The organism is Natronococcus occultus SP4 (assembly GCF_000328685.1).
Lineage (GTDB): Archaea > Halobacteriota > Halobacteria > Halobacteriales > Natrialbaceae > Natronococcus > Natronococcus occultus.
Window position 1 is genome coordinate 2,717,698 of sequence record NC_019974.1, and the last position, 25,254, is coordinate 2,742,951.

Sequence of the window (25,254 nt, forward strand, 5' to 3'; positions counted from 1 at the left end):
ATTACCGTTCGAGGTAGTACTCGAGGTGGTCCTTGCAGCCCGGGTTGAACGGCGCTTCACAGGCCGGACACCGCGAGTCCGAGTCGAGATACGTCGGCGCCGTCAGCGTCGTCCCGCAGGCGCCACACAGTACCGACGGCTCGTCGAACCGCGTTTCGGGCCAGCCGCCCGCCTCGTGGTCGGCGACGGCCGCGTGACAGCGAAAACAGGGGTAGTACCGCTCGCAGCAGGCGAACCGGAACGCGACGACGTCGCGCTCGCCGCGGTAGTGCTCACAGCGGGTTTCCGGGCCGACCTCGAGGCCGTACACGGGTATCTCGCCGACGAGTTGCACGATCGGCTCGAAGACGGCCAGCGGCTTGGCGGTTTCGACGGAGCGTCGCGGAACACGGTGAACTACCCCACCCTACTCACTCACGGCTGACGCCGTTCGTTCCTTGAGGGTGGGGCTTCCTGCTTCGATGACGCGCTTTGCAGGAACCGAATGGGTTCCCCTAGGGAGCGCAGTCTCCACAGGCGTTGACGAGAGCGGAGCTCTCGTCCGCACATCAGAATCGCCTTGCGATTCTGAGGACGTTGATTCGGAGCGTCCCGCTCCTAACTGCTTGATACCGCGAGAAAGAATGTTCCAGGCTGCGTTCCAGTCCCTGTCAGCGGTGAATCCGCACGATGGACAGGAGTGTTCGCGGACCCAGAGCGGTTTGTCGGTCGACATACCGCAGGCTGCACACTCTTTGGTCGTCCCGGACGGATTGACGGCGACGAAGTGTGTGCCTTCACGTTCGCACTTGTACTCGAGCATTCGGAGGAACGTACCCCATGCTGCACCGGCACGGTTCCGAGAGTTGCCGTCAAGTTCGACCAGACCTTTTGCGTCAAGGTCTTCGACCGCGACGAGATCGTACTCTCGAGCGTAGTAGTTCGAGAGCTTGTGCAAGAAGTCTCTGCGCTTGCGCTTCAGGTCGGCGTGACACTCGGCCACACGACGGCGTTGTTTCTCGTAGTTGTTTGAGCCGTGTTCTTTGTCCGAGAGTTTTCGTTGCTCACGTTCGAGTCGGTCGCGTTCGTCCGAGAGGTCGACCGATTCGATCGCGTGGCCGTCAGTGTCGTGTGCATACTTGAGAATCCCCACGTCGATACCAACGATGTCCTTCGGATTCTCTGGTTTCTCTGGCGGGTCGTCGGGCGTTTCGACACCGAGAACAGCGAACCACTCGCCCGTTGGTTCCTTTTTCACCGTGGCCTGTTTGATCGTAGCGTCGTCGGGTAGCTCCCGGTGGAGCCGAACAGGTATTTCTCCGATCTTTGAAAGCCGTAGGACGGTCTGACCACCCGTGTTCTTGAGTTCGAAGCCAGACTGTCGGTACGTGAATGATCGGTACTCGTTCGGTGCTTTCCACTTGAGCTGGCCAACCACACGACCATTATCTTTCGCGTCTTTGAGGCGTGAGAGATTGTTGTACAATCGCTCGACGACGTTCTGAAGCGTTCGGGAATACAAGTCGGTGAGGTCGGTCCACCACTTCTTGACCGACGGAAGTTGGTTGATCTCGTCGTACTTCGTCGTCCCGTCGTTGTGGTTGAGGCGGTGGAGGAAGTGGTTGTACACTTGCCGGTACAGATCTCGGTGTCGGTCCAACGTCTCTCGGAGACCATCAGACGGCTCGAGTCTGTACCGGTAGTTGTAGTTCATCTACGAACGTTCTTCGATGAGCTCGTCCAGTTTCTCTTGGACGAACGAGGAGAGATTCAGATGGTTCTCCTGAATCCACTCCTCTTGGTCATCTCGGATCGATATGTTCTTTCGCGTTGCCACAACACAAGCTACACACTTTGTGTAATTAAGTGCCTCGGGCGTGGGCCTGTGGGCCTGCTGTAGAATAGTGTATGAAAGACAAGTGGCGTTGACGAGACGCTTCGCGTCTCGTTCGCGCACAAGAGCTTCGCTCTTGTGAACGCTGTATCCCCTCCCTGCTCGAGCCTTCGACTCTCGCTGAGGAAGGGGTCTTAGCGCCTAAATTCAGATAAACTAGAGAGTGATCGACGGAGCGAACCGACGGTGACGGCCGCGTTACTCGAAGGCTTTCGTGTCGCCGCGGCGGTACCGTCCGAGCCGTCGGTACCCCTGGACGACGCCGTCCTCGTCGAGTTCGATCTCGTAGCGGCCGATGATGTCCTGGGTGTCGGGCACCGCCGAGCGCTCGACGACCTCGACGACCGCGCGCCAGCCCTCGTCCATCGGCGAGATCTCGCTGACGCCGTCGAACTCGTGGCCGATGAGTTTGCCGGCGGTCTCCCGGACCCGCTTCCGGATCGCGAGGACGCCGGCGATCTGGTCGTCGGCGTCGACGTCGTCGGCATCGACGTCCTCGGGGTCGGTTGCCTCCTCGTCGGCCATCTCCGCCGACTGGACGTCCTGATCCTGGTCCTGGTCGGCGTCCTCGGCCTGTTGTTCGTCCTGCTCCTGTTCCTGCTCGTCGGCTGATTGTGTTTCGCTCACGGTCGGATCACTCTCGTCGTGTTGATAACAGAACCCGTCCTCCTGGGCCGGACGGGAGCACCGCTCGTCGTCCCCGGTGCGTGCCCGGCATTGCTCCTGGTCGGTCGTCTCGGCGTCGGACATAGCTTACAGCGCGTCTTCGATCGTCTCTCGAAGCTCGTCGATCTCGTCGTCCTCGCCGGCGAGTTTCGGCGCCAGCACGTCGGTAAACACGTCCGCCAGCAGCTCGTCGTCGAACTCGTCGGCGTCCTCAGCGAAGACGGACAGTCCTTCCGCGGCGGTGATCGCCGCGCGAGTGCCCACGACGACGTCGAGTTCGTCCCGGAGGGTTCGGATCGCGTCGACGACCCGTTCGATCGTCTCCTCGGGGACGTCGGTGTGAGCGGCGACGATCTCGCGTTCGGTTTCGGCGTCGTAGTAGCCGACGTGGACGCCGACGAACCGGTCGAGGAGGGCGTCCTGCTGTTCGTGAACGCCCGCGTACTCGACGTCGTTCGAGGTCACGAGCAGCCGGAACTCTGGGTGGACGTCGATCGTCCGATCCTCGCCGTGTTTGCCGGGTCGCTCGAGGACGCCCTCCTCGAGGACCGACAGCAAGACGTTGTGGGCCGCGGGATCGCTCCGGGAGAACTCGTTGTACACGAGCGTCGCACCCTCCCGAACGGCGACCGACAGCGGGTTGTCGACCCACCGCTCGCGGACGACTTCGGTCGTCTTGCTGACGCCGCTGACGAACTGATCGCGCTCCTCGTAGCGCTCGCCGCCGGAGTGGGTACCGACGAGTTCGGCGGTGCCGACGGCCTCGTCACCGTTGAGCCAGACGACGGGCCGTCCTCGCTCGGCGGCTGCCGACAGCGCAAGCGCCGTCTTCCCACAGCCCGTCGGCCCGATCAGATGGACCGGCTGGTCGGCCTCGAGCCAGCCGGTGATTTTGTCCCGGACCTCGGTGACGGCGTCGGTTTCGACGAACGGATCGGGGGCGATCTCCTCGGGACTCGTCAGCGTGGACGGGTCGGTACCGTTCGCGCTTTCGCCGTCGGTGCCGTTCGACGCACGCTGCTTTTTGGCTTGCTTCTTGGCCTTCCGGCGTTTCTTCTTGCTGCGATCCGCCCTGATCTTCCGGCCACGAACCTTTCGGTCCCGCGAAGACGAATCCCCCATGTGGATTACTCGGCGGACTGGGGCGAGGACTCGGGTCGCTCTTCGATCTCGAGCTCTTCGAGCTCCTCGAGATCGCCCTCTGCGGTGGCTTGCTCAATTTTTGAGATCTCCTCCGCGTAATGGAGGAAGGTGTCGACGGAGGCGACGACGACGCGGGCCTCGATCGTCAGGAGCTCGATCCCGACGACCGAAACGCGTGCCCAGACGTCGATGACGACGCCCTTGTCGAGAACGCGGTCCAGTACTTCCGCGAGACTCGAAGCGTCGGGTCTTCGTTGGGATGCCATTGTATCCCGCCGTTCACACCCGACCGGTAACAGTACTGTCGCTGCGCATGCAAGCTATCGGGAAGCGGGTAGGGGTACTCGCCGACACTGCGTCTGCAAGCAGCACCATAACGCGCGCAGGGCTTCTATCGCTCGTTACGAGCTGTCGATTCAGCGGAGTCTTATCTTATGGTACGGACACACACCTCGTTCGGAGTATCGAAACGGGCGCACCGACGGACGGTGATGCGGTCGTGAGCCACAAGTACGTCTACGGCGTCGTCGAAGCGAGCGACGACGTCGAGTTCGAGACCGACGCGGTCGGCGACGCCGATCGGGTCTACACCGTCTCGCACCGCCGCTACGCCGCGGTCGTCTCGGACATCGATACGACCGAACCCGAAGAGACCGACGAGGACGCCCAGCGCCACGACGACGTGCTCCGGGAGATCATGGCTTACGAGGGCGGGCAAACGATCGTCCCGATGCGGTTCGGGATGGCCTTCGAGGGCGACCGCGAACTGAAAAACGTCCTGCGAAACGCCCAGCCGGCGTTCCGTCGCGCGCTGCGTGACATCGACGGCAAGATCGAACTCGGACTCAAGCTCGTCGAGGAGGAAGACGCCGACGTCGACCGGGAGACGATCGAGGAGGAAGTCGCAGACGTCCTCGAGCCGATCGCCGACCAGTCGGTGCCCAACGACCTGTTCAGCGATCGACTGGTGTTCAACCGGTCGTACCTGGTCGAGAAGGACGACCGGGAGGCGTTCGACGACGCGGTCGCCGACCTGGAGGAAAAGTACGAGGATCGACTCATGGTCCGGTACACCGGACCGTTCGCACCATACAGCTTCGTCGACGTCAAGATCGGCGCCCAGTAACCATGTTCGTGCTCGACGACCTCCTGTTCCGACCGTTCATCGGCATCGTCGACGCGTTGCATTCGATCGCGCTCGACGAGCTGTACGATCTGAACGAGCTCGAGGACCAGCTCAAGGAGAACCAGCTGCTGTACGAACTCGGCGAGCGCTCCGAGTCGGAGTACCGCGAACGCAAAGAAGAGCTGGAGGCGGAGATCGAGATCGCACGCGAAGTCCACGAGCGATTCTCGAGCGGCCGTGTAGAGGTGAAACGATAATGAGCGACCACACGAACGATCCGACCGAACCGAACGACGACCGTAGCGGCTCCGGCCACTGGCTGACCAGCCTGCTGTCGGCGCTCGAGCGCCTCGAGCGCGGGCGTAGCGACGCGTCGGCGACCGGTCGCCGGCGCGGGAACTCGATGCGCCTGAACTACGACATCTCCATCGGCTCCGGGCTCGACCGGGCGATCGACAGGGTTCGGACCGACCGCAGCGGTAGCCGGAGCCGGAGCCGCGACCGCCCCCGTCGGCGGCGCCGATCGTCCTCGCCGGACGGCCACGTAGCCTCACGGCGACACGGCGAGGAGCTGCTGGTCACAGCCGACGTCGACGACGCCGGTGCGGACGATATCACGGTCGGGTTCGACGGGGACGAGCTCGTCGTCGGCGTCTCGGGAAGCGAACTCGACCGGGTCGAGGTTCCGTGGACCGAACGGACCGCGACGGCGTCGTTCAAAAACGGCGTCCTCACGGTCGTCGTCGAGCCGACGGAGGACGAACAATGAGCGAGGACGACGCGGACGAGGAGTCCTTCGAGGAGCTGCTCTCGGCCGGCGAATCGAGCCTCGAGAACCTCCAGACGGCGCTGGAAGACGTCGACACGCCCGAGGAGCTCGGCGACGGCGAGCTCGAGGAGCTGCTCGGCGACGTCGACACGCTCGTCCGGGTCGCCCAGGAAACCGGCGAGCTGGTCGAGTCGCTTGATCTGTCGGAGCTGCCGGAGGCTGTCGACGGCGACGAGCTGCTCGAGGCGATCGAAACCGGCGAAATCCCGGACGCTGTCGGCGAGGACGAGACCGGCGTAACCGACGTCGTCGACCTCACGCAGCTGTTCTCGGCGCTCGATCTCCTGCGCATGTGGGACGCGTCGGACCTGACCGAGATCTGGGAGCAAAAGCGCGAGCTCGACGAGGCGACCGATGCGCTCGGCGACGGCGAGGACGACGGCACCCTCGAGGACGCCGCCGAGACGGTCGTCGACGAGGGAACCGACCTGATCGGCGACGAGGACGACGACGGACTCCTCGACGACGTCGAGCCGCGGGAGGCGGCGATGGAAGCCCTCGAGAAACCCGACGTCGAGGAGGATCCCGAGGCGTATCAGGTGTTCATCCAGCAGCAGGCGATACGCGGGATCGACGCCTTCCGCGACGCCCTGCTCGAGACCCACGAGACGTTCCAGGAGCTCTACGAGACCAACCGGGAGAAGATGCGCCGGGAGGATACGAGCACGTCCTCGCGGAATCCGACGGCCGCCTCGACGATCGCGACCGAACGGCGCGATATCGGCACCAGCGACACGCGCCACTCGACGGTGCCCAAACAGGTCAAGCTCTCGACGGCGCCGACCCGACGACGCATCTACGGGCGCCGGTTCGAACTCGAACTCGAGCGAAAACGACGCCAACAGAACAATGACTGACACTCCACACACGAAGCGTACGACGTCCGAGACCGGTATTCCGAGCCCCGCTGAGCGCGACCGGAGGGCGATCGATGCGGGGTCGAACCGACGGCCAGGTCACGGCCGTATCCGAGACGACAGGCGGGGTGATCGCCGTGGTCGATGACTTTCAGCCCAGCCGTCAGAAGGCCGATCTCGCCGAGGTCGTCGAGATGTTACTCGACAAGGGGATCGTCATCAACGCCGACATCGCGGTTTCGATCGGTGACACCCAGCTGCTCGGCGTCCAGCTCCGGGCTGCGATCGCCTCCTTCGAGACGGCGGCGAAGTACGGACTCGAGTTCCCCGAAGGGACCGACATGCAGCGACTCGCCGAGGCCATCGACGATCCCGAACTCGCTGCGGAGCGTCAGTCGACCGCGCCGGTCGATCCGACCCGCGGCGTCAACGTGACAGCCGAGCCCGGCACGGAGGAAGCGTCGAACGACGAGGACGAAGCCGACGGCGACGACGACGTCGTGGCGGCCGACCACCCCGGGCTGAGTCCGGATCCCGACCGGCCGACCAGCGGCGGATTCGACCTGCTCAGCGACGAGACGGAGGACGACGAGGCGAACGACGACGAAACGGAGGGGGAGGACTGAACCGTGTCCACGATCGACGTCGGCGACGGCGAGAACGCACGCGACGGGCTGATGACCCTCGTGATCGCCGTCGTCGAGATCCTGATCGAGGCCCTCGAGGGCGAGGCCGTCCGGCGCATGGAGTCGGGCGATCTCACCGACGAGGAGATCGAGCGGCTCGGCACCCAGCTCGCGACGATCGAGGACGAGATCGACCAGCTCAAGGCCGACGAGGGGATCGAGGACGGCGTCGAGGACCTCCGCGACGACCTCGACGGGCTGGTCTCGGACGCGATCGAACAGCTCCAGGGGGAGACGACCCCGACCGACAAACCCGGCTACTCCGTGTTCGGAGGTGAGGAACAGTGAGCTCGGACGAGCGGAGCCTCGAGGACGCCATCGACGACGAGGACGTCCCCGAGATCGACGAGGGGCGGTACCTCTACTGTCTCGTCCGGACCGACGGGGACGCCACCCTCGAGATCGAGGGGATCGACGGCGAGCCGGTGTCGGTCCTCGTCGAGGACGGGATCGGCGCGGTCGTCCACGCCTGTGAGGGGCTCTACGACTCGGCGGATCTCGCGCAGGTCAAGCGCTGGCTCGTGCGCCACCAGACGGTCATCGACGAGGCCAGCGAGCGGTTCGGGACGCCGATCCCGTTCCAGTTCGACACGATCCTCCGGGGCGACGACGAGCGCGTCCGCGAGTGGATCGACGAGGAACGCGAGACCCTCGAGCGCGCGCTGTCGGGGCTGGCCGACCACTGGGAGTACCGCGTCGAGGTCGTCGAGGTCGACCCCGTCGACGACGAGACGCTGATCGATCGCGACGACCGTCTCCGGGAGCTTCGTGCGAAGATCGACGACTCCGAGGAGGGAACGGCGTTCCTGCTCGAGAAGAAACTCGACCAGCGCCTGGCGACGGTGCGGGCGAACCGTCGGGAGTCGGCGACCGACGACCTCGAGGACCGCCTGGCGGCCGAGGCCCGCGAGGTCCACTCACTCGAGCGCTCCCCGTCGGCGTCGCTTTCCGACGAGGTCGCCGACGAGCAAGAAACCGACGGCGAGACGCTGTGTCGGCTCACGCTGCTTGCCCACGAGGACGACGAGGGAGCAATCGGCTCGATACTCGACGACGTCGCGGCGACCGACGGGCTCGAGGTCCGCTTTACGGGGCCGTGGCCGCCGTATACGTTCGCACCGGAGCTGGGCGGCGGAGACGAGGAGGGGAACCCGTGAGGCCCCAAAAGGACGAGGACGCGCTGGTCGACGTCCTCGACGTGGTCCTTCGGGACGGCGCGATCTTGCGCGCGGACGTGATCATCTCGGTCGCAGACGTCCCCCTGGTCGGGATCAAGCTCTCGGCGGCGATCGCCGGGATGGAGACGATGACCGAGTACGGACTGTTCGAAAAGTGGGACGTCGATCGCCGAGCCAGGGCGGTCGAGCGCCGGCAGTACGGGCGCCAGCGAAGCGACGAGCGAAGCGAACCGATCACCGTCAACGGCAAGCAACGGGACGAAATCGAGTGATCCGTCACCGACCGCGAGACGTGTTCAGGAACGATACGGCGACCCGAGCCCCCGGTTTCCGGGGGCGTTCGATCAGGCGAACGTCGGCCGTTCGGTCGTGAGTTCGACCTCGCCGGAGACGGATTCCTCCTCGCGGTCCTCGTCGTAGACGTACTGTCCGGTGCCGCCACAGAGCGTACACTCGTAGTTCTCGGAGATCTCGTTGATCATCTCTCCGTCCTCGAAGTAGACGCGGCTCTGGACGATCTGCAGGAACTGCGGCGTCTCGCAGTTGGCACAGGTGATCATACCCGGGAGGTAGCCGTGATCGGTTGTAGTTATCCGGCTTGTAACCGACGGCGTCGGGTGACCTATGGAGGTCTTACCCCGCGTCGGAAGCGGAGCCGGACGACGGTTTCGGTCGGCGGTCTTCCCGACGAAATCACCCGGGGGTCGAAACCCGAGTAAACGCGTCATAATCGCAAGCGGGCGTCGCGATCGTTCGAGTCGTTGCGCCGATCTTAGTAACCGAACAACCGTCGATGTACAGAGGCGGAACGGACGGTACCGCGGTCTTTCCGCGGGGCGATTCCGACCGCGAGGCGGAGTTCCCCGAGATGTCGGTTCGGCCTCGTCTGTCGCCCGTTCGGCTCGCGATCTCGACCCCGACGCGGTTCGCGGGTCGCTGCGTCGTCGCTTCCGATCCCCGATCGAGCGCAGTCGGCTCGAGGACGCTGTCGCTCGAGGTCGACTACAGATCCGGTTCATTCGGCCGTAGCCGACCGCTACGACGGCGTTATACCGTCCCTGTCGAGAGTTCGTACGTGCTACCGGTTGGCAAGACGCCGCATAACAATGATCCTCTCGGTCCTGCCTTCGTCTGCGGGGATTCCCCCCGCCGGGTACGCGCTCGGCCCGCCGCCGACGCGCTGACCAGCCGATTGCGTGCGGTCGTGCCCGGACTCGACGTGGACTCGCCCCCGCCTCGAGTACGCTCATGTCTCTCACGCCAGGGTGGGTTCCCGCCCCCACCCGGCTTCCAGGTAGGCTCACTGTCTACAACCGTGTGAACGACGATATCAGTAGGCTCGGGCCGTCACGGTCGGCCCATCGGAAAACAGCTGCACAGTCCTCGGACCGGTTCTGGGAACATTCATCCAGATTTCCCGCGTAGGGAATCAATTGATTAATACCCCTTACGTCCCTCTATCGGAGATGTGGCACCCGACATCACCCTGATGAACAGCGGGATCAACGGCCTGGACGAGATCTTCAACGGAGGGCTCGCGAAGGGGCGGATGTATCTCGTCCACGGAGAGCCCGGCACCGGGAAAACGCTGCTCGGGATGCACTTTCTCGAGGAGGGGCTGAAAAACGACGAGACGGTGCTGTTCATCCACGGAGAGGAGTCCAGACGGGAGATCTTGGCCAACGGCGAGGCAGTGAACATCGACATTAGCGACGCTGAATTTCTCGATCTCGGCCCCGAGTCGGACTTTTTCACCGACGACGATTCCTACGATCTGGTCGAACCGAGCGACATCGAGCGCGACCGCTACACGAAACGGATCCACGAGGCGATCAAGGAGATCAACCCGTCTCGGGTCGTCCTCGATCCGATCTCACAGCTCCGATACGTCGAGGCCAACGAGTACCAGTTTCGCAAGCGGATCCTCTCGTTTATGCGGTTTCTCAAACAACACGAGATCACCGTCGTCGTGACGGCGACGCTGTACTCTAAACCGGAGTACGACACCGAGCTTCGCTCGCTCAGCGACGGGATCGTCAAGCTGACCCGCGGCGAGGACGGACGACGCGCCGAGGCGACGAAACACCGGGCGCTCGGGCAGATGGGTGGCGATCACGGGATGGAGATCCGCGAAACCGGCCTCGATATCTTCCCTCGCCTCGTCCCGGAGTCCCAGGAACACACGTTCACGCCCAAACGGATCCACTCGGGGATCGACGAGCTCGACGAGCTGCTCGGCGGCGGGTTCGATCAGCGGACCGTTACCTTCCTCAGCGGGCCGACCGGGGCGGGGAAAACCTCGACGGGGACGCAGCTGTTGGCCCAGGCCGCACAGGAGGGGCTCAACTCCGCGATCTACCTGTTCGAGGAGAATATGGAAACCTTCACCCACCGTTCGGAAGCGATCGACATCCCGGTTACGGAGCTTCGTGAGGACGGCGCCCTCTCGGTAACCGAGGTCGAACCGCTCTCGCTCTCGAGCGAGGAGTTCGCCCACATGGTCATCGATCAGGTCGAAGAAGCGGAGACCGACATCGTGATGATCGACGGGATCGACGGCTATACGATCTCGATCCAGGGCCAGCAACAGGAGCTCGTCCGGGAGCTGCACGCGCTGGCGCGGTATCTCAAGAACAAGGGTGTCACTGTCCTCATCACAAACGAGATCTCCGAGATCACCGGCATCTCCGAGGCGACCGACAACCAGCTCAGCTACATCGCGGACAACATCGCGTTCGTCAGCTACGTCGAGATGGACGGGAGCCTGCGAAAGGTCATCGGCGTTCTCAAGAAACGGACCGGAAACTTCGAGAAGACGCTTCGGGAGTTCGAGATCACCGGCGACGGCATCCGCGTCGGCGAGCCACTGACTGGACTCCACGGGATCCTCCAGGGGTCGCCGATGACACAGGTGACCGACCGCAACCGAAACGAATGACACGACCACACGGGAGTCCGAGTTCACGATCAGACGCATGAGTAGACCCGACCGCACGGAAACGATCCAGGTGCTGATCAACGACGACGGAAATCGCGCTGCGGTTCGGCAACTGCTCGAGGATCGCTACGAGGTCGAGACGGAGCGGTCGGTCGAAGACGTCGATCTCTACCTCGTCGACGACTACTCGTTTCACGACTACCACGACCCGCTTCGCGAGCGTGTCGAGGAAACCGATCCGGTGTTCTGTCCCGTCGTCCTCGTTCGCCGCGACGACGAACACCACGCGGTGCCACTACCGAACCCGAACGAACGGGACTCCCCGCTGTTGATCGACGACATCGTCGAGGCACCGATCGATCGGACGCTGCTCTACCGGCGACTGAACACGCTGTTGATTCGACGCAACCAGTCCCAGGAGCTGATGCACTACGTCTCGAAACTCGAGGAGTCGAATCGCTCGCTCGAGCAGTTCGCCTACGCCGCCAGTCACGACCTCCAGGAGCCCCTGCGGATGGTCTCGAGCTATCTGCAGCTGATCGAGCAACGCTACGAGGACGACCTCGATCAGGAGGGCCAGGAGTTTCTCGGGTACGCGATCGACGGCGCCGACCGGATGCGAGACATGATCGAGGGGCTGCTGGAGTACTCCCGGATCGATACGCGGGGGAGCCCGCTCGAGCCGATCGATCTCGACGGCGTCCTCGACGAGGCGCTCGCGGATCTCCGGATGAAAATCGACGAACACGACGCCGACGTCAGGGCCGAGTCGCTCCCGCGGGTCCGTGGCGACGACGACCAGCTCCGGCAGGTGTTTCAGAACCTGATTTCCAACGCGATCGAGTACAGCGGCGAGCAGTCACCGCAAGTACGGGTGACCGCGCGTCGCAGCGGCCTCGAGTGGGAGATTTCGGTGTCGGACAACGGGGTCGGTATCGATCCCGACGATCAGGACCGGATCTTCGAGCTGTTTCAGCGACTCCACAGCCACACGGAACACGACGGGAGCGGGATCGGACTCGCACTCTGTAAGCGGATTATCGAACGCCACGACGGGCAGATCTGGGTGGAGTCGAACGCCGATTCCGGCTCGACGTTTTCGTTTACGCTCCCGGCGGTCGACACCGGCCGGAACTGACGGTCGTCGACGCACCGAATGGGAAGGCGCTTTAGGAAGGGGCCACTGCTAGGAACCGATGATGCGACGTCGCATTCTGGCCGCCGGCGGAGCCCTCGCCGGAACGGCCGTCGCCGGCGCAGCGAGTCGGCCGACGGGCGACCACGAACTGGTGGCGAGAGCACGCCGATCGGACACCGATCCCGAGACGAGGACGGAGACGCTGCTGTCCGGGACCGTCCACGAGACGCCGCTGTACGTGATCGACGCCCCGGCGGACGGTCCGACCGCGATGGTCTTCGGGGGCGTGCACGGCGACGAGTACAACGGAATCGACGTCGCACACGAGTCAACCGAGTGGGTCCCCGACGCCGGACGACTCGTCGTCGTTCCGGAGACCGACCGCGTCGCGGTCGAAAACGACGAGCGCGAGGGGATCGAAGGCGATCTGAACCGCCAGTTCCCGGCCGACGACGAGCCGACGAGCGAGCTCGCAGCCGGTATCTGGGAAGCCATCGAGCGCCACGATCCCGACGTCGTGTTGGATCTTCACCGCTCGCTTGGAATCTACGGCGTCCACCAGGAGTACGTCGGCCAGGCGATCTTTTACTCGCCGGACAGCGAAGGCGACGTCCTCGCGGCGACGCTCAACGACGAGGTCGTTCCCTGGTATCTCCCGTTACATCGGTTCGTTGCCCACGAGAGCCACCTCTCCGGACCATTGCTGTTTCACGAGACTGCACGCGAACTCGACGCCGCGTCGTATCTATTCGAAACGACGAACTTCATGCTCGACCGAGAAACCAAAAACGAGATGACGCGAGTCATGACTGCAGCCACGCTCGAACGACACGGGCTGCTGGAGGAACGATGAGGGTGGCGCCGTTTCGCCGCGTGCTGGTCGCGCCGGTAACGATCGCGACGTTTCTCGTGCTTACCGTTCCACTGGCGCTTGGCTGGCTCAGAACGTCGCTGCTGTCGCCGCTCGCGCTCCCGGGGTATCTGATCTATACGATCGGCTCCGCGATCGGGAACCTCATTGCGCCGCGATTCGAGCTCTGGGCGTACTGGATTCCGTTTGTGGCCGGCTGTTGTGTCGTTTCCGTCACCGTCGGCTACGCCGCCGAGCTGGTACGGGCGCAGCTGTCGGACGACGAAATTCGTCGGTAATCGACCACCGTTTGTTGTCCAGCCATCTGTTATCGGATCGACCAGCCGTCGTCCGCTGAATGAGAATTGCTAGCAATACTTATGGTGTATCAACCCATAGCCCCGCGTACACACCGATGTCATCCAGGTCCCGACCGCCCCGATCGACCACCCTCTCGCTGTCACACGAGGAGCACTGGACGCTCCATCACGTCCTGCTCCACCGGATCGAACGAGAGGAGACCGCTACCGACGCGACCGACGTCGATTCGCCGCCCCTCGAGCTGTTTCAGGCGTTCGATACGATCGACGACGGTCAGCTTCGGTTTACGGAACCACAGCTCGAGGCGATCCAGAACACACTCGCCGAGTATCAGCGGTCGACCGGGTGGTGGGAACTCGAACGGAGCGAGCTCGAGTCACTGCTCGAGCACGTCGTGACTGCACTCGAACACGATCGGCTGCCGGCGGACTGAGCGCCGGCTCCGAGCGGAACTTTTCGAAAACGGTGATACGAACGGCTAGCGCGTTCGAAAGTAGACGTTAGCAGTCGACCGGCAGGTCGTCGACCGTGCGGTCACCGCTGAGATCGTAGTCCTCGCCGGCGCCGATTCCACCGCTCGAACCGGAGCCTCCGCTGCTGGTCGACCCGTCGTCGTTTTCGTCGTCATCGCCGTAGTCCGCGTCGGAATCGTCGCCCGCGTCGGAATCGTCGCCCGCGTCGGAATCGTCGTCCGCGTCGGAATCGTCGTCCGCGTCGGAATCGTCGTCCGCGTCGGAATCGTCCGCTTCAACGTCCTCCTCCGACTCGCCATCGTCGACTTCTTCGCCGTCTTCGACGGTCTCGCCGTCGTCGTCGGAGTCCTCGTCGACGTCCGCCTCATCGTCGTCGTCAGCGTCGTCGGTCTCGTCCTCGACGTCCGACTTCTCCTGTGGCTCCTCGGCCTCGTCGGCGTCCGTCTCGGTCTCGTCCTCAACCTTGTCTTCGGACTTCTCGCCGTCGGGTGCGTCCTCGAGACGCGCCTCGATCCAGTCGATAACTGTCTGGGTCCCGTGATGTGGCGCGGTCGCGTCACCGGCCAGCTCGAGCTGTGGCGTAAAGGAGATTCCGTCACTGCTTGCCAGCTCAGCAACCTGTTCGACGGCCGTATCGTACTCGCCGGCCTGGGCACGCTCGATGCAGGCTTCGGCGTTGCTTACGTCGGCTGCACGCGCGCGGTCCTCGAGCTCGTCGTAGCCAACGTATCCCGATGGCGAGTCGGTGTAGGTCTCGCTGACGAACTGCCAGTAGCTGTTCGGGTCCTCGTCCCAGACTGCGAGTCCGACGGCCGCAAGCCGCGGGTCGCTGTCGGAGATGTAGTGTTGGGAGCTGTCGCCGGGCTCGTAGGCGAGATTACAGAACTCGACGTTGAGTCGGCCCGTGGCGACGAACTCCGCGATAATCTCCTCGAGGTTCCCCGAGACGAAGTCCTCGCTGTAGGGACACTTGAAGTTCCCATAGAAGGTAGCGGTCGGTGCGTCGGCGTTCGTTCCGATCGTCGGATACGTACGCTCGTCGGCGTCGTCCGGTACCGGCATCCCGTCGTCGGACGACGCGTTCCCGGACGCGACCCCAGCGAGTCCGAGCAGCGAGAAGGCCCCAGTAGCTGTCAGTACACTTCGACGTGTCGTCTGCGACTTCCGTGACATCGACTGCTTCTGCTCAGGGGAGACGTATAAACGGGTTCAGCCGTTCTGTATACTTCCCCGAACTTTACGAAACTTCCACCCGATCCAGACACCTCTCGGAACGGCAACCGATCTCGACACTGTTTCAGCTCCGTTAGTTTCGTCGAGAGCGAACGAGCAAAACCGCAAGCAAGCAGCGCTGTTTTCGATACCGAACGGTTATCCTCACCCCAGATCGAGTTTCGATTCTCGAAATGGTGTAAAGATACCGGTCGGTTTAGTCGCTCCTAACTTCATTACAGATGAACTGTCAGAGAGATCGATCGTGAAGCTGCTCGGTGCGGATCTCGCTCGTTAGCTGTGCGTTTTTGTGCCACGATATTCTCACACATATCCTCTCTGTTACTGGATGTATCCGGGAACGAACCGTCGACGCGAACGGTAACCCCCGGAGGAGCGTTCCGGCACCGATCGCGACCGCACCGGTCGTCGCGGAGACCGCGATCGTCCCACGAGGACGTACTCCTCGGGCGGAACGATACGGGCTCCGGCGGCGACGGCTCGCCGATCGAGTCCTCGAGTCGGCGTTCGAACTGTTCGAGTCGCAAGCACACCACGCCGGTGTCCGCGAGCGCGTCGAACGCGGATCGACCGAGCCGCGTTCGGGTGAGCTTCCGGACGGAAACTGCTGTTAGACGTACTCGTTCGGGTCCGAGAAAAACGCCGTTTGATGACAGTGCAGGCCGGCTGGAAGGGGATCGTTCTAGGTAGTCGAGGCGACGGTGACGTCGCCGTCAGCGGTGACCGTAACGGTGTATCCGTAGTAGCGGAAGGTGATCGAGTCGAGCGTGGAGCGACTGCATCCGACGAGGGCGTTTAACGCGTCGGTATCGATCACGTCGTACAGCGGCGGCAGGGCCGTCGGATCCGTATCCGAGACCCTGGCGACCGCATAGACGATCTCGGTCGTGAGCTCGCTCTCCGAGGTGCTTCCGGGGGGTTCGTTTCGGTCAGGGAGCGACGTTTCGGTCATTGCACTCTGGTGCACTTTCCGAAGGGATATTTCTTGGCCATGAACCCGTAGCGGTTATCTAGATAATCGTTCTGCAAGTAAATTTTAACGTTGTAAGTGGGGAACGGGCTCAAACCACGCCCAAGGATCTGCTCGCTTTCCCCGCAGAACCCCGGTCTCGTTGGAATCTGCCAAACGTCACGGATTCGTTCGGCGCAACGCAGTGGGTTGGGGCAGATTTGAACGACGCCCGAGAACCTGCTCGCTTCGCTCGCAGAATCTCGGTCTGATTCAAATCTACCCGTAACGGTTTCTGACGACACGGACTCGTCACTCCGCTCCTCGTCGTTGTGTCGTCAGGAATGGGTTGGGGCAGATTTGAACTGCCGACTTCCTCCGTGTGAAGGAGGTATCATAACCGGACTAGATCACCAACCCGCACTCCGTGATATCCGTGCGCTCGACTTAAGCCTTCCTTTCACTCGTCGTCGATCGAGGACGTCCCCGCGGTCAGTACGTAGGAGCCTCCTCGGGTTCGTCCTCGCGCTGGTTGACCAGTCGGGCGAGGGTGAACAACCCGTCCGAGAGGCGGTTGAGGTACTCGACGGTCCGTTCGTTGATCTGCTCGCTCGCGGCCAGCGCGACGGCGCGACGCTCCGCGCGCCGACAGACCGCGCGTGCGTGGTGGAGCCGCGCCCCCCGGTCGCTGCCGGTCGGCAGGATAAACGAGGTCAGCGGCTCAAGCTCCTCGTCGGAGTCGTCGATCCAGTCCTCGATCGTCTCGACGTGTTCGGCCCGGATCTCGGGATCGTCATCCTCGGGGTCGGGATTCGCGAGGTCGGCCTGGACGACGTGGAGGTGGTTCTGGATCGTCCGGAGCCGGTCGTCGACGTCCTCGTGGCCCGTCGGACGGACGGTACCGAGCAACGCGTTGAGTTCGTCGACAGTGCCGTAGGCCTCGATTCGGGGATCCGTCTTCGAGACTCGGGTCATGTCCCGGAGGTCGGTTTCGCCGTCGTCGCCGCGACCGGTGTAGATCGACATACCGGCTCCGAGGAGGGGTGTCCACTTAGTTTCAGCGTCGGAGCGGGGTCGCCGCGATTCGATCCCGCCGGTCGAGCGAATCAGTACGTTAAACTCGCTTCGAACGGTAGCCGTCGGCATGGCCCTGGAACTCGACCACGAGTGTCCGAACTGCAGCGGCGAAAAGACGTTCTACCGCGCCGCGAGCACGACGCTACACCTCGGCGAGAAGATCAAGTGGCACTGCCCGGACTGTGACTACGGTTTCGTGCAGATCGACGGCATCGACTCGAGCGCAGCCTGAGCCGACGACGGTTTTCGACCGACACCTTGCGGTACCGAGCGTCAGACCCATAGTGACGCGGTTCGACGACCCAACCGATGCAAGGACGGAGGCTCGCGACGACCGAGGAGCTCATCGCGATCGTTAGCCCCGACAGCGACGCCGTCGTCGCTCGTCTCGCGGCCTGGGCCGACGACCGCGAGATCGAGCTCTCGACGGTCGACGTCGGCGAGCCGATCGAGGACGTCTACGACGAGAACCGAGCCACCCTCGGGATCACGGTCGGCGGCGACGGGACCTTTCTCGAGGGGATCAAGACCTTCGCCCCGCGGGGGGTCCCCCAGCTCGGGATCAACACCGGGACCCTCGCCTTCCTCGCACGGGTCGAGCCCGAGGACGTCGAGGCGGCGCTCGACGAGGTGGTTCGCGGGCGGGCGACGATCGACAGCCGCCAGCAGGTAGCGGTCCGCGGGGCGGGAATCGACGCGACCGGGATCAACGACGTGATGATCGAACACGTCCCCCCGGAGAACCCGATCGATCGCAAGGTCACCCGGCTCGACGTCTACGCCGACGACGAGTACGTCGGCGAGTTCGAGGGGACGGGGATCGCGGTTTCGACACCGACGGGCTCGACGGGCGTCTCGCTGTCGGCGAACGGGCCGATCCACTACCCGGCGAACAACCACACGCTCCAGCTGGTCCCGCTGCACACCCACCAGCTGGGCGTGCGACCGATCGTGGTCGCGCCGGAGACGGAGCTACGGGTTCGGACGCAGGGACCGGCGAGTCTGCTCGTCGACGGGGGACGGGCCAACACCCTCCTCGAGGAGGGAGAGGAGGTGGTCGTCACGGGTGCCGAGAAGCTCGCACACGTCGTCCACACCAGCTACGACGACCACTTTTTCACCGCGATTTCGAAGAAGCTCGGTTGGGACGTCCGCAACGTCGACGAGCCGCCACGGGTGGCTGCCGACGCGTCCGAAGGAGGTGTCGGCGAGGACGGCGGGGCCGAGATCCGCGAGCGCGCCCGCCGGATCGCGACCGAAGCTGCCGAGGCAGCCGGCGAACCGCTTCGGGAGCTGCACGGACAGGTCGAATCGGTCGGGGTCAAAACCGACAAGTCAGATATCGTCACCGAGGCTGACCACCAGGCGAACCGCATCATCACGACGGTGATCGAAAACGAGTTTCCCGACCACGGGATCGTCTCCGAGGAGTCCCCCCGGGAGGTCGGCGAGACCGAGTACACCTGGGTCGTCGATCCCCTCGACGGAACCGGGAACTTCGCCCACGGTAACCCCAACTACTCGATCTCGATCGCGTTGCTCGAGCGGGAGTATCCCGTCGTTGGGGTCGTCTACGTCCCCGAGACCGACGAGCTGTTCAGCGCGATCGCCGGACAGGGCGCCCGCCGGGACGGGGATCCGATCGAGACGACAGACCGGGACCGCCTCGACGAGAGCATGCTCATCTCGGGGTACGACCCCGACGGCTCCTTTCTCACGCGGTTCTACCAGGAGACTCGCGGCGTCAGGCGGCTCGGCTCGACCGCGCTCAACCTCTGTTATCTCGCCAGCGGCAGCGCCGACGCCACCTGGGAGTACGACACCTACCCGTGGGATATCGCCGCGGGGCTGGTGATCGCCCGCGAGGCCGGCGCGCGGCTCACCGACGAGCGCAGCGAGCCGTTCGTCTTCGAACTCGCGACCGAGGGGCGCTCGGCGCTGCTGGGTTCGAACGGGCCGCTCCATCCGGCCTTGCTCGAACACCTCGAGGACGACGGGTAGCGCGACGAGCCGCCCCCGTCAGGTCAGCAGCGCCACGCCGGCGACCGCGGCGCCGACGTAGACGCCGTGGTAGAGGACCGTCGCGATCGAGGTGTGAAGCGTGTACCGCGCCGTCGAGTACGAACTCAGCGCCGCGGGGACGGCGATGACGCCGCGGCTCACCGGCACGATGTTGGTCGTAAAGATCGCAACCCCGCCGTACCGCTCGAACCAGCGGTCGAGCCGGCGGTACCGCTCGGACTGGGGGTCGAGTTCGACGTAGGGAAGCCCCTCGAGGACGGCCCAGCCGTATCGCCTGACGCCGAGATACAGCGCTAGCTGTCCGAGGACGTGGGCGACCGTGACGACGACGACAACCAACGCGGCGCCCCGTCCCGTGAGACCGCTGCCGACGACGTAGCCGGGAAGGAAGACGCTCGTCGGGAAGACCTTGCCGACGAGGGCTCCCTTCAGCACGAACACCCCGAACAGTACCGGCAGGCCGAAGGTCCGGATCGCAGCCTGGAGGGCCTCGACGGACGCCGCAGTCGTCCCGATCATCGCTCGGCTCCGGCCGTCGCCGCTCGACCTATTTGTTCCACCACCGACATTCCAGTTAACTATCTGATCCCGTCCGGCGGTTATTTATTTTGTGGTAATCCTAACAAATCACTGTGCGGCCGTCTCGAGCAGGGACGGGACGAGCCTAGAGCGTCGCCGATCGCGAGTATCAGGGAGAAGCGACGTCCTCGTCGCGAGGACCGACTCGCCGACGGACCGGAGCGTCATTTGCCGGTTTCTGTACTGAATTGGGGGTCAGCGACGGAGGATCGAGGACATGCAAACGATCGACGACCGACGAGTGAGCTTCGGCGAGTTCGCCGGCCCGCTCGCGCACGGTGCGTCGTTTTTCGACTGGCAGCTGATCTCGACCCAGGAGGTCGCTGCGGCTTTCGAGTACTCCTTCGCGGAGATCCTCGCCGACGACGGGATCCCTTATGCCCCGGTGGTTGTCAGTACCTCGGTCGACCGCTACCCGCGCATCGGCGAGGCGATCTCGGTCGAAACGGTGCCCCGGAGCGTCGGCGACTCGAGCGTGGAGCTGCTCTACGAGATCGACGGCGACGACGGGGAACGGCTGGCGACGGCACGGATGACCCACGTCACGATCGGTTCCGATGGCACCGCGCTGGCGCTGCCCGAGGACGTCCGGGCAGCGTTCGCGGACGCCTGTGTCGACCGGGCTCCCGCAGTCGGCCCCGAGGACGCCGGGACCGACGCGGACGACGAGCTGGCGTCGTTCTCGTCGACCTTCGAGATCCGCTCTCCGCACATCGAGGGCGCGGAGCTGGCTTACTTCGAGGAGTACCCCCGCTTTGCCGACGTCGCCCTCGAGTGCCACCTCGAGGACTGCGAGACGAGCCTCCTGGAGCTGCGAAACGAGAAAGAGCCCTACCGGATCCGGGACTGGCGCTGGGAGTTCAAAGCCCCGGTCGCGTTCGGGACGACGCTGCGGGTCGACTGCGAGGTCCTGGAGGCGTCGACGGAGACGCTGCGAGTCGCCCACGAGCTCTCGAGCGACGGACGGACCAACATCGAGGGGATCACCGAGTACGGCTGCTTCGATCGGTCCGGAGCGCCCGCGCGGTTCGACGAGGCGATGCTCGAACCGTTCCGAACGTAGGGGCCCCTACTCGTCGCTCTCCAGGGCGTGCCAGGACAGCTGGGGCTCTCGCGCCGCGCTGGTCTGGTCGATGCGCCGGGCGGCCGTCTGCTCGGGGGCGTCCTCGAGGGTCTCGTCGTCCTCCGCGGCGACGGCGTTGAAGGCGGCCGCGAGCCGATCGAGCGTGGCCTTGCTCTCGACCTCCGTCGGCTCGGTCATCAGCGCCTCGGGGACGATCTCCGGCCACTTGGTCGTCGGCGGGTGAACGCCGTGGTCGAGCATCCGCTTGGCGACGTCGGCCGCGTCCTGGTCGCCGGCGCTGGCGACGAACTCGTGGTGGAAGGGGCCGTAGGGGACGTCGTACTCGATCCGGCTCGCGAGGTAGTTCGCGTTGAGCACCGCGGTCGCGCTGGCGTCAGCGAGACCCTCGTCGCCGAGCCGGGCGATGTAGGCGAACGCCTTCACGAGCACGAGCCAGTTGCCCTGGTAGCCGTGGACCTTCCCGATCGTGCGCTCGGGATCGAACAGCTCGTAGGTCGGCTCCGACCCGCTGTCAGCCTCGCGGACGCGGGGTGCCGGCAGGTACGGCGCCAGCTCGTCGACGACGCCAACCGGGCCCGCGCCGGGACCGCCGCCGCCGTGGGGCGTCGCGAACGTCTTGTGGACGTTGTAGTGCATCACGTCGAAGCCCATATCGCCCGGGCGGGCGCGGCCGAGCAGGGCGTTGAGGTTCGCCCCGTCGTAGTACAACAGTCCCCCGACGTCGTGGACCATCTCGGCGATCTCCTCGATGTCGCGCTCGAACAGGCCGAGCGTGTTCGGGTTCGTCAACATCAGTGCCGCCGTCTCCTCGCTCAGGGCGGCCTCTAGAGCCTCGAGGTCGACCCGTCCCTCGTCGTCGCTTGGCAGCGAGACGACGTCGTACCCGCCAAGTGCCGCGCTCGCGAAGTTGGTGCCGTGGGCGCTCTCGGGGACGATCACCTCGTCGCGGCCCCCCTCGCCGTTGTGCTCGTGGTAGGCCGCCGCGACCCGGATGCCGACGAACTCGCCGGCCGCCCCAGCGGGCGGCTGTAGAGTCACGGCGTCCATCCCGCCGATCCGACCGAGGTAGTCCTGCAGCCGGTACATGAGCTCGAGGGTTCCCTGCGTCGAGCGCTCCGAGCGATCGGGGTGGACCGCGGCCTTCGGCAGTGCCGCGACGTCCTCGGTGAACTTGGGGTTGTACTTCATCGTACACGACCCCAGCGGGTAGGGGCCGCTGTCGATCCCGTAGATCATCTGGGAGAGTCGCGTGTAGTGGCGCGCGAGCTCGGGCTCGGAGAGGGCGGGCAGCTCGAGGGAGTCGCGTGTCAGCTCGTCGGGCAGCGGAGAACCACCGTCTTCGTCACCGTCGCCGCCGATCTCGACGCGCGTCAGATCCTTCTCCGAGAGCAGCGGCTCGTACTGGCCGTCCTCGACGTAGCGAGCCTGGTCGTACCGAACTCGGTCGTGAGTCGTCGGCTCGGGCTCGTCGCCGCTCATCGTACCACCTCCTCGAGGACGTCGACGAACGGATCGAGCCGCTCGTCGGGGACGCCCGCGACACAGAGCTGGAGCTCGTGGTCGCCGACGACGTGGACGGCGAAGCCCCGTTGCTCGAGATCCTCGGCGACCGCTCGGGCGGGCTGGTCGACGCGGGCGACGAACTCCCGGAGGTGGTGACGGTCGTGAACCGGGGCGCTGACGCCGACGATCCCGTCGACGCGTTCGGCGAGCTCCGTCGCGCGTCGCACGCCCCGCTCGGCGAGATCGACCATCCCGTCGGGCCCCAGCGAGGCGGCGTGCATCGCGGTTCGCAGCGCCACCCAGGCCTGGTTCGTACAGATGTTACTCGTCGCGCGCTCGCGGCGGATGTGCTGTTCGCGGGTCTGGAGGGTGAGCGTGTAGGCCCGCCGATCGGTCGCGTCCTCGCCCGCGCCGACCAGCCGACCCGGGACCTGCCGGAGGAACGACTCGCGGCAGGCGAACAGCCCCAGTCCCATCCCGTAGCTGGTCGGCAGCCCCAGGACGCTCGCGTCGCCGACGACGACGTCGGCGCCCACGTCGGCCGGACGCTGGAGGACCGAGAGCGCCACGGGATCCGTCCCGAGGACGTACAGCGCGTCGGCCCCCGCCGCCAGCTCGCCGATCCGATCGAGGCCCTCCTCGATCGTTCCCCGCACCGTCGGGTTCTCGGCATAGACCATCACGACGTCGTCGCCGACGGCGTCGGCGAGCGCGTCGAGGTCCGCGTTCGCGTCGTCGGTCGGGTACGTCTCGACGACGAGGTCGGTTCCGGCAACGTAGTTCTCGAGGGTGCTCCGCCGTCCCTCGAGCAGGAGATCGGGAACGAGGACGCGGTGGCCGCTCGTCGAGCGAACCCGGTCGGCGAGCGTCGCGGCCTCGCCGAGCGCGGTGGCGGCGTCGTACATCGAGCAGTTGGCGATCTCGAGGCCGGTCAGCTCGACCAGCAGCGACTGGTACTCGAACAGCGCCTGCAGGAAGCCCTGGGAGACCTCGGGCTGGTACTGCGTGTAGGAGGTGAGAAACTCCGAGCGATCCGCCAGGTGGTCGATCAGCGAGGGGACGTAGTAGCCGTAGTGGCCGCGACCGAGCAGCTCGGTCAGCTCGTCGTTGCGCCCCAGCACCGATCGGACCAGCCGTCTCGTCTCCCGTTCGGTTCGCGCGTCGATCCCGAACTCGTCGTCGAAGCGAACGTCCTCGGGGATGTCGAACAGTTCCTCGACGTCGTCGACGCCGACCGATTCGAGCATCGCCGTCCGTTCGTCGTCCGTGTAGGGAGCATAGGGGCTCCCGGTAGCGTGTGATCCGTTCATGGGTAGCGAGGGACTCGGACCGGGGGACCGTTCGCGGTGGCGATCACCCGTTTCGTTCCGAGACACGATACATGGTAGTTACGGAGACGGGATAATGAACGCACCTCTTCGAGGGAGCGAGGTCGGTCGGGTCAGGGCGTCGGGCCATCGCTCGAACCCGGCTCGCCGTCCTCGGCGGAGTCGTCTTCGGGTGCCGGCTCCGGTCCGTCCGCGCCGTTCGAGTCGTCGACGGCCGGTTCGCCCGGCGCCGACTCGCCCGTGATCCCCGTCTCCGTCGCCGTCTCGGCCGCGGGATCGGCTGCCGGCAGCGGACCGACCGGAGGATTCCCCTCCGCGATCGCCCACTCCCGGGCGAACAGGTCGAGCGTGATCTTTGCGCCCCCGAGGACGACGGGACCGATAAACAGCCCGACCGCGCCGAAGACGACGAGGCCGCCGAAGATCCCGACGACGACGATCGCGGAGTTGAACGCGCTCGTTCGGCCGATCAGCGCCGGGCGGAGGTAGGTGTCGGAGGCGCTGACGAGCAGGCCGTAGCCGACGAGGATCGCCGCCGGAACGGTTTCGCCGACGACCAACAGGTAGATCGAGATCGGCATCCAGACGGCGAAGACGCCGATCAGCGGGAGCAACGCAGCGACGAACGCGGCGACGGTAAGCAGGACGACCGAGGGGACGTCGAGAACCATCAGCCCGATTCCGAGCAACACCGCCTGGATCATCGCGACGACGACGTTGCCGACGACCGAGGCCCACATGAGCTGGTCGAGCTCGTTGAGCAGTTCGCGCTGGACGTGGTCCTCGACCGGGAGCACGTACCGGACCCAGCTGACGAGTCGATCCCCGTCACGCAGCAGGGCAAAGAGGACGAACACGGTCACCGTCAGCCCGATGAGAATCGACGGCACCCCGCCGACGAACTCCAGTGCGCCGGTCGCGACCTCCTGGAGCCCGGTCGCGATCGGCTCCTGGTAGGTGTCGTAGGTTTCCTGGAGGTCGATCGCGTAGCCGATCTCCAGCTCGATCTGCTGTTCGACGTTCTCGACGTTGAGCGAGCCGTCCTGGACGGCCATCGCGATATCGAGGGCCTGTCCCAGCGCGACGGCGAGGACGTACATCATCGGCAGCAGGATCGTCAGGATCGCGACGACGACGAGCACGAGCGCAGCCGTCATCGACCGAACGTGCTTTTCGAGCTGGCGCTGGGCCGGCATGAGGATGTACGCAAGAATCACGCCGAGCAGGACGTACTGGAGATACGGCAACACGATAAGCGCCGCGAGAAGGACGCTCACGACGGTGAGAACGACCAACCCCATTCGGTCGGAGAGCCACTCCGAGAGCTCCGGGCGCGTCGACATAGCTGCCGATTGGGGGTCCAGAACTAATTACTTCGCGTTGAGGTGTCCGATCGGTTCC

General features: G+C 64.9%; 29 protein-coding genes and 1 tRNA gene. 16 read left to right on the forward strand and 14 right to left on the reverse strand.

Annotated features, from left to right (window positions below; all coding sequences use genetic code 11):
* Position 1: 1 nt before the first annotated feature.
* The 5 genes from NATOC_RS13555 to gvpA all read right to left on the reverse strand — a co-directional run bounded on the left by NATOC_RS13555 (position 2) and on the right by gvpA (position 3,948).
* Positions 2-334 (reverse strand): CHY zinc finger protein, encoded by a 333-nt coding sequence (locus NATOC_RS13555; protein WP_015322019.1) that lies wholly within the window; start codon positions 332-334, stop codon positions 2-4.
* 72 nt (positions 335-406) lie between these two features.
* Entirely contained in the window at positions 407-1,693 is a 1,287-nt protein-coding gene (locus NATOC_RS13560) for an RNA-guided endonuclease InsQ/TnpB family protein (protein WP_015322020.1), read from the reverse strand.
* A 378-nt stretch (positions 1,694-2,071) separates the two neighbouring features.
* Positions 2,072-2,623 carry a gas vesicle protein GvpO, halophile-type gene (gene gvpO / locus NATOC_RS22870; protein WP_015322021.1) on the reverse strand — a complete coding sequence of 184 codons (552 nt, stop codon included), beginning with the start codon at positions 2,621-2,623 and terminating at the stop codon, positions 2,072-2,074.
* A gap of 3 nt (positions 2,624-2,626) precedes the next feature.
* Positions 2,627-3,661, reverse strand: coding sequence for a gas vesicle protein GvpN (gene gvpN, locus NATOC_RS13570; RefSeq protein ID WP_015322022.1), 1,035 nt, complete (start codon positions 3,659-3,661; stop codon positions 2,627-2,629).
* A 5-nt stretch (positions 3,662-3,666) separates the two neighbouring features.
* Positions 3,667-3,948, reverse strand: a complete 282-nt coding sequence (gene gvpA / locus NATOC_RS13575; RefSeq protein WP_015322023.1) for a gas vesicle protein GvpA — start codon at positions 3,946-3,948, stop codon at positions 3,667-3,669.
* A 233-nt stretch (positions 3,949-4,181) separates the two neighbouring features.
* Here gvpA and NATOC_RS13580 point away from each other — a divergent pair, with 233 nt between their 5' ends.
* The 8 genes from NATOC_RS13580 to gvpM all read left to right on the forward strand — a co-directional run bounded on the left by NATOC_RS13580 (position 4,182) and on the right by gvpM (position 8,630).
* The gene (locus NATOC_RS13580; protein ID WP_049888772.1) at positions 4,182-4,808 is read left to right on the forward strand and encodes a GvpL/GvpF family gas vesicle protein; all 627 of its coding nucleotides are present in this window, start codon (positions 4,182-4,184) and stop codon (positions 4,806-4,808) included.
* A 2-nt stretch (positions 4,809-4,810) separates the two neighbouring features.
* Positions 4,811-5,065 (forward strand): gas vesicle protein GvpF, encoded by a 255-nt coding sequence (gene gvpF / locus NATOC_RS13585; RefSeq protein ID WP_015322025.1) that lies wholly within the window; start codon positions 4,811-4,813, stop codon positions 5,063-5,065.
* Entirely contained in the window at positions 5,065-5,577 is a 513-nt protein-coding gene (gene gvpH / locus NATOC_RS13590; RefSeq protein ID WP_015322026.1) for a gas vesicle protein GvpH, read from the forward strand. Before gvpF ends, gvpH begins: the two co-directional genes overlap by 1 nt.
* Positions 5,574-6,494 carry a hypothetical protein gene (locus tag NATOC_RS13595; RefSeq protein WP_015322027.1) on the forward strand — a complete coding sequence of 307 codons (921 nt, stop codon included), beginning with the start codon at positions 5,574-5,576 and terminating at the stop codon, positions 6,492-6,494. Before gvpH ends, NATOC_RS13595 begins: the two co-directional genes overlap by 4 nt.
* 74 nt (positions 6,495-6,568) lie before the next feature.
* Positions 6,569-7,120, forward strand: coding sequence for a gas vesicle protein GvpJ (gvpJ, locus tag NATOC_RS13600; protein WP_015322028.1), 552 nt, complete (start codon positions 6,569-6,571; stop codon positions 7,118-7,120).
* A gap of 3 nt (positions 7,121-7,123) precedes the next feature.
* The gene (locus NATOC_RS13605; protein WP_015322029.1) at positions 7,124-7,468 is read left to right on the forward strand and encodes a gas vesicle protein K; all 345 of its coding nucleotides are present in this window, start codon (positions 7,124-7,126) and stop codon (positions 7,466-7,468) included.
* Complete coding sequence (gene gvpL, locus NATOC_RS13610; RefSeq protein WP_015322030.1) at positions 7,465-8,337, forward strand: gas vesicle protein GvpL; 873 nt, start codon at positions 7,465-7,467, stop codon at positions 8,335-8,337. The genes NATOC_RS13605 and gvpL overlap by 4 nt, the downstream gene beginning before the upstream one ends.
* On the forward strand, positions 8,334-8,630 hold the full coding sequence (gvpM, locus tag NATOC_RS13615; protein ID WP_015322031.1) for a gas vesicle protein GvpM: 297 nt from the start codon (positions 8,334-8,336) through the stop codon (positions 8,628-8,630). The genes gvpL and gvpM overlap by 4 nt, the downstream gene beginning before the upstream one ends.
* A 72-nt stretch (positions 8,631-8,702) precedes the next feature.
* Here the strand turns inward: gvpM and NATOC_RS13620 are convergent, their stop codons facing one another.
* Positions 8,703-8,918, reverse strand: a complete 216-nt coding sequence (locus NATOC_RS13620) for a hypothetical protein (protein ID WP_015322032.1) — start codon at positions 8,916-8,918, stop codon at positions 8,703-8,705.
* Positions 8,919-9,847: 929 nt separating this feature from the next.
* On the opposite strand from NATOC_RS13620, the gene NATOC_RS13625 reads away from it, so the two are divergent.
* The 5 genes from NATOC_RS13625 to NATOC_RS13645 all read left to right on the forward strand — a co-directional run bounded on the left by NATOC_RS13625 (position 9,848) and on the right by NATOC_RS13645 (position 14,038).
* On the forward strand, positions 9,848-11,296 hold the full coding sequence (locus NATOC_RS13625) for an ATPase domain-containing protein (RefSeq protein WP_049888934.1): 1,449 nt from the start codon (positions 9,848-9,850) through the stop codon (positions 11,294-11,296).
* A gap of 37 nt (positions 11,297-11,333) precedes the next feature.
* Complete coding sequence (locus NATOC_RS13630) at positions 11,334-12,434, forward strand: sensor histidine kinase (RefSeq protein ID WP_015322034.1); 1,101 nt, start codon at positions 11,334-11,336, stop codon at positions 12,432-12,434.
* Positions 12,435-12,492: 58 nt separating this feature from the next.
* Complete coding sequence (locus NATOC_RS13635; RefSeq protein WP_015322035.1) at positions 12,493-13,287, forward strand: succinylglutamate desuccinylase/aspartoacylase family protein; 795 nt, start codon at positions 12,493-12,495, stop codon at positions 13,285-13,287.
* Positions 13,284-13,583 (forward strand): hypothetical protein, encoded by a 300-nt coding sequence (locus tag NATOC_RS13640; protein WP_015322036.1) that lies wholly within the window; start codon positions 13,284-13,286, stop codon positions 13,581-13,583. The genes NATOC_RS13635 and NATOC_RS13640 overlap by 4 nt, the downstream gene beginning before the upstream one ends.
* 116 nt (positions 13,584-13,699) lie before the next feature.
* On the forward strand, positions 13,700-14,038 hold the full coding sequence (locus NATOC_RS13645; protein WP_015322037.1) for a DUF7853 family protein: 339 nt from the start codon (positions 13,700-13,702) through the stop codon (positions 14,036-14,038).
* A gap of 67 nt (positions 14,039-14,105) precedes the next feature.
* On the opposite strand, the gene NATOC_RS13650 is transcribed toward NATOC_RS13645, so the two are convergent.
* The 4 genes from NATOC_RS13650 to NATOC_RS13670 all read right to left on the reverse strand — a co-directional run bounded on the left by NATOC_RS13650 (position 14,106) and on the right by NATOC_RS13670 (position 17,286).
* Positions 14,106-15,251 carry a DsbA family protein gene (locus NATOC_RS13650; RefSeq protein ID WP_015322038.1) on the reverse strand — a complete coding sequence of 382 codons (1,146 nt, stop codon included), beginning with the start codon at positions 15,249-15,251 and terminating at the stop codon, positions 14,106-14,108.
* A gap of 742 nt (positions 15,252-15,993) precedes the next feature.
* Entirely contained in the window at positions 15,994-16,263 is a 270-nt protein-coding gene (locus NATOC_RS13660) for a HalOD1 output domain-containing protein (RefSeq protein WP_015322039.1), read from the reverse strand.
* Between the two features lie 342 nt (positions 16,264-16,605).
* Positions 16,606-16,680: transfer RNA gene (locus tag NATOC_RS13665), tRNA-Val, on the reverse strand.
* Positions 16,681-16,752: 72 nt separating this feature from the next.
* Positions 16,753-17,286, reverse strand: coding sequence for a cob(I)yrinic acid a,c-diamide adenosyltransferase (locus NATOC_RS13670; RefSeq protein WP_015322040.1), 534 nt, complete (start codon positions 17,284-17,286; stop codon positions 16,753-16,755).
* A gap of 118 nt (positions 17,287-17,404) precedes the next feature.
* Between NATOC_RS13670 and NATOC_RS22395 the strand changes: the two genes are divergently transcribed.
* Together NATOC_RS22395 and NATOC_RS13675 are read left to right on the forward strand one after the other, a co-directional pair.
* Positions 17,405-17,569, forward strand: a complete 165-nt coding sequence (locus tag NATOC_RS22395; RefSeq protein WP_015322041.1) for a DUF7838 family putative zinc beta-ribbon protein — start codon at positions 17,405-17,407, stop codon at positions 17,567-17,569.
* Between the two features lie 77 nt (positions 17,570-17,646).
* Positions 17,647-19,338: an NAD(+)/NADH kinase gene (locus tag NATOC_RS13675; RefSeq protein WP_015322042.1), complete on the forward strand. Its 1,692-nt coding sequence runs from the start codon at positions 17,647-17,649 to the stop codon at positions 19,336-19,338.
* 18 nt (positions 19,339-19,356) lie between these two features.
* On the opposite strand, the gene NATOC_RS13680 is transcribed toward NATOC_RS13675, so the two are convergent.
* Positions 19,357-19,878: a DedA family protein gene (locus NATOC_RS13680; RefSeq protein ID WP_015322043.1), complete on the reverse strand. Its 522-nt coding sequence runs from the start codon at positions 19,876-19,878 to the stop codon at positions 19,357-19,359.
* A 277-nt stretch (positions 19,879-20,155) separates the two neighbouring features.
* Here NATOC_RS13680 and NATOC_RS13685 point away from each other — a divergent pair, with 277 nt between their 5' ends.
* Positions 20,156-21,001, forward strand: coding sequence for an acyl-CoA thioesterase (locus NATOC_RS13685; protein ID WP_015322044.1), 846 nt, complete (start codon positions 20,156-20,158; stop codon positions 20,999-21,001).
* A 6-nt stretch (positions 21,002-21,007) separates the two neighbouring features.
* On the opposite strand, the gene gcvPB is transcribed toward NATOC_RS13685, so the two are convergent.
* From gcvPB to NATOC_RS13700, 3 genes are all read right to left on the reverse strand, one after another.
* Positions 21,008-22,501: an aminomethyl-transferring glycine dehydrogenase subunit GcvPB gene (gene gcvPB / locus NATOC_RS13690; protein ID WP_015322045.1), complete on the reverse strand. Its 1,494-nt coding sequence runs from the start codon at positions 22,499-22,501 to the stop codon at positions 21,008-21,010.
* Complete coding sequence (gene gcvPA / locus NATOC_RS13695) at positions 22,498-23,835, reverse strand: aminomethyl-transferring glycine dehydrogenase subunit GcvPA (protein ID WP_015322046.1); 1,338 nt, start codon at positions 23,833-23,835, stop codon at positions 22,498-22,500. Before gcvPA ends, gcvPB begins: the two co-directional genes overlap by 4 nt.
* Before the next feature lie 131 nt (positions 23,836-23,966).
* Entirely contained in the window at positions 23,967-25,196 is a 1,230-nt protein-coding gene (locus NATOC_RS13700) for an AI-2E family transporter (protein ID WP_015322047.1), read from the reverse strand.
* Between the last annotated feature and the right edge of the window lie 58 nt (positions 25,197-25,254).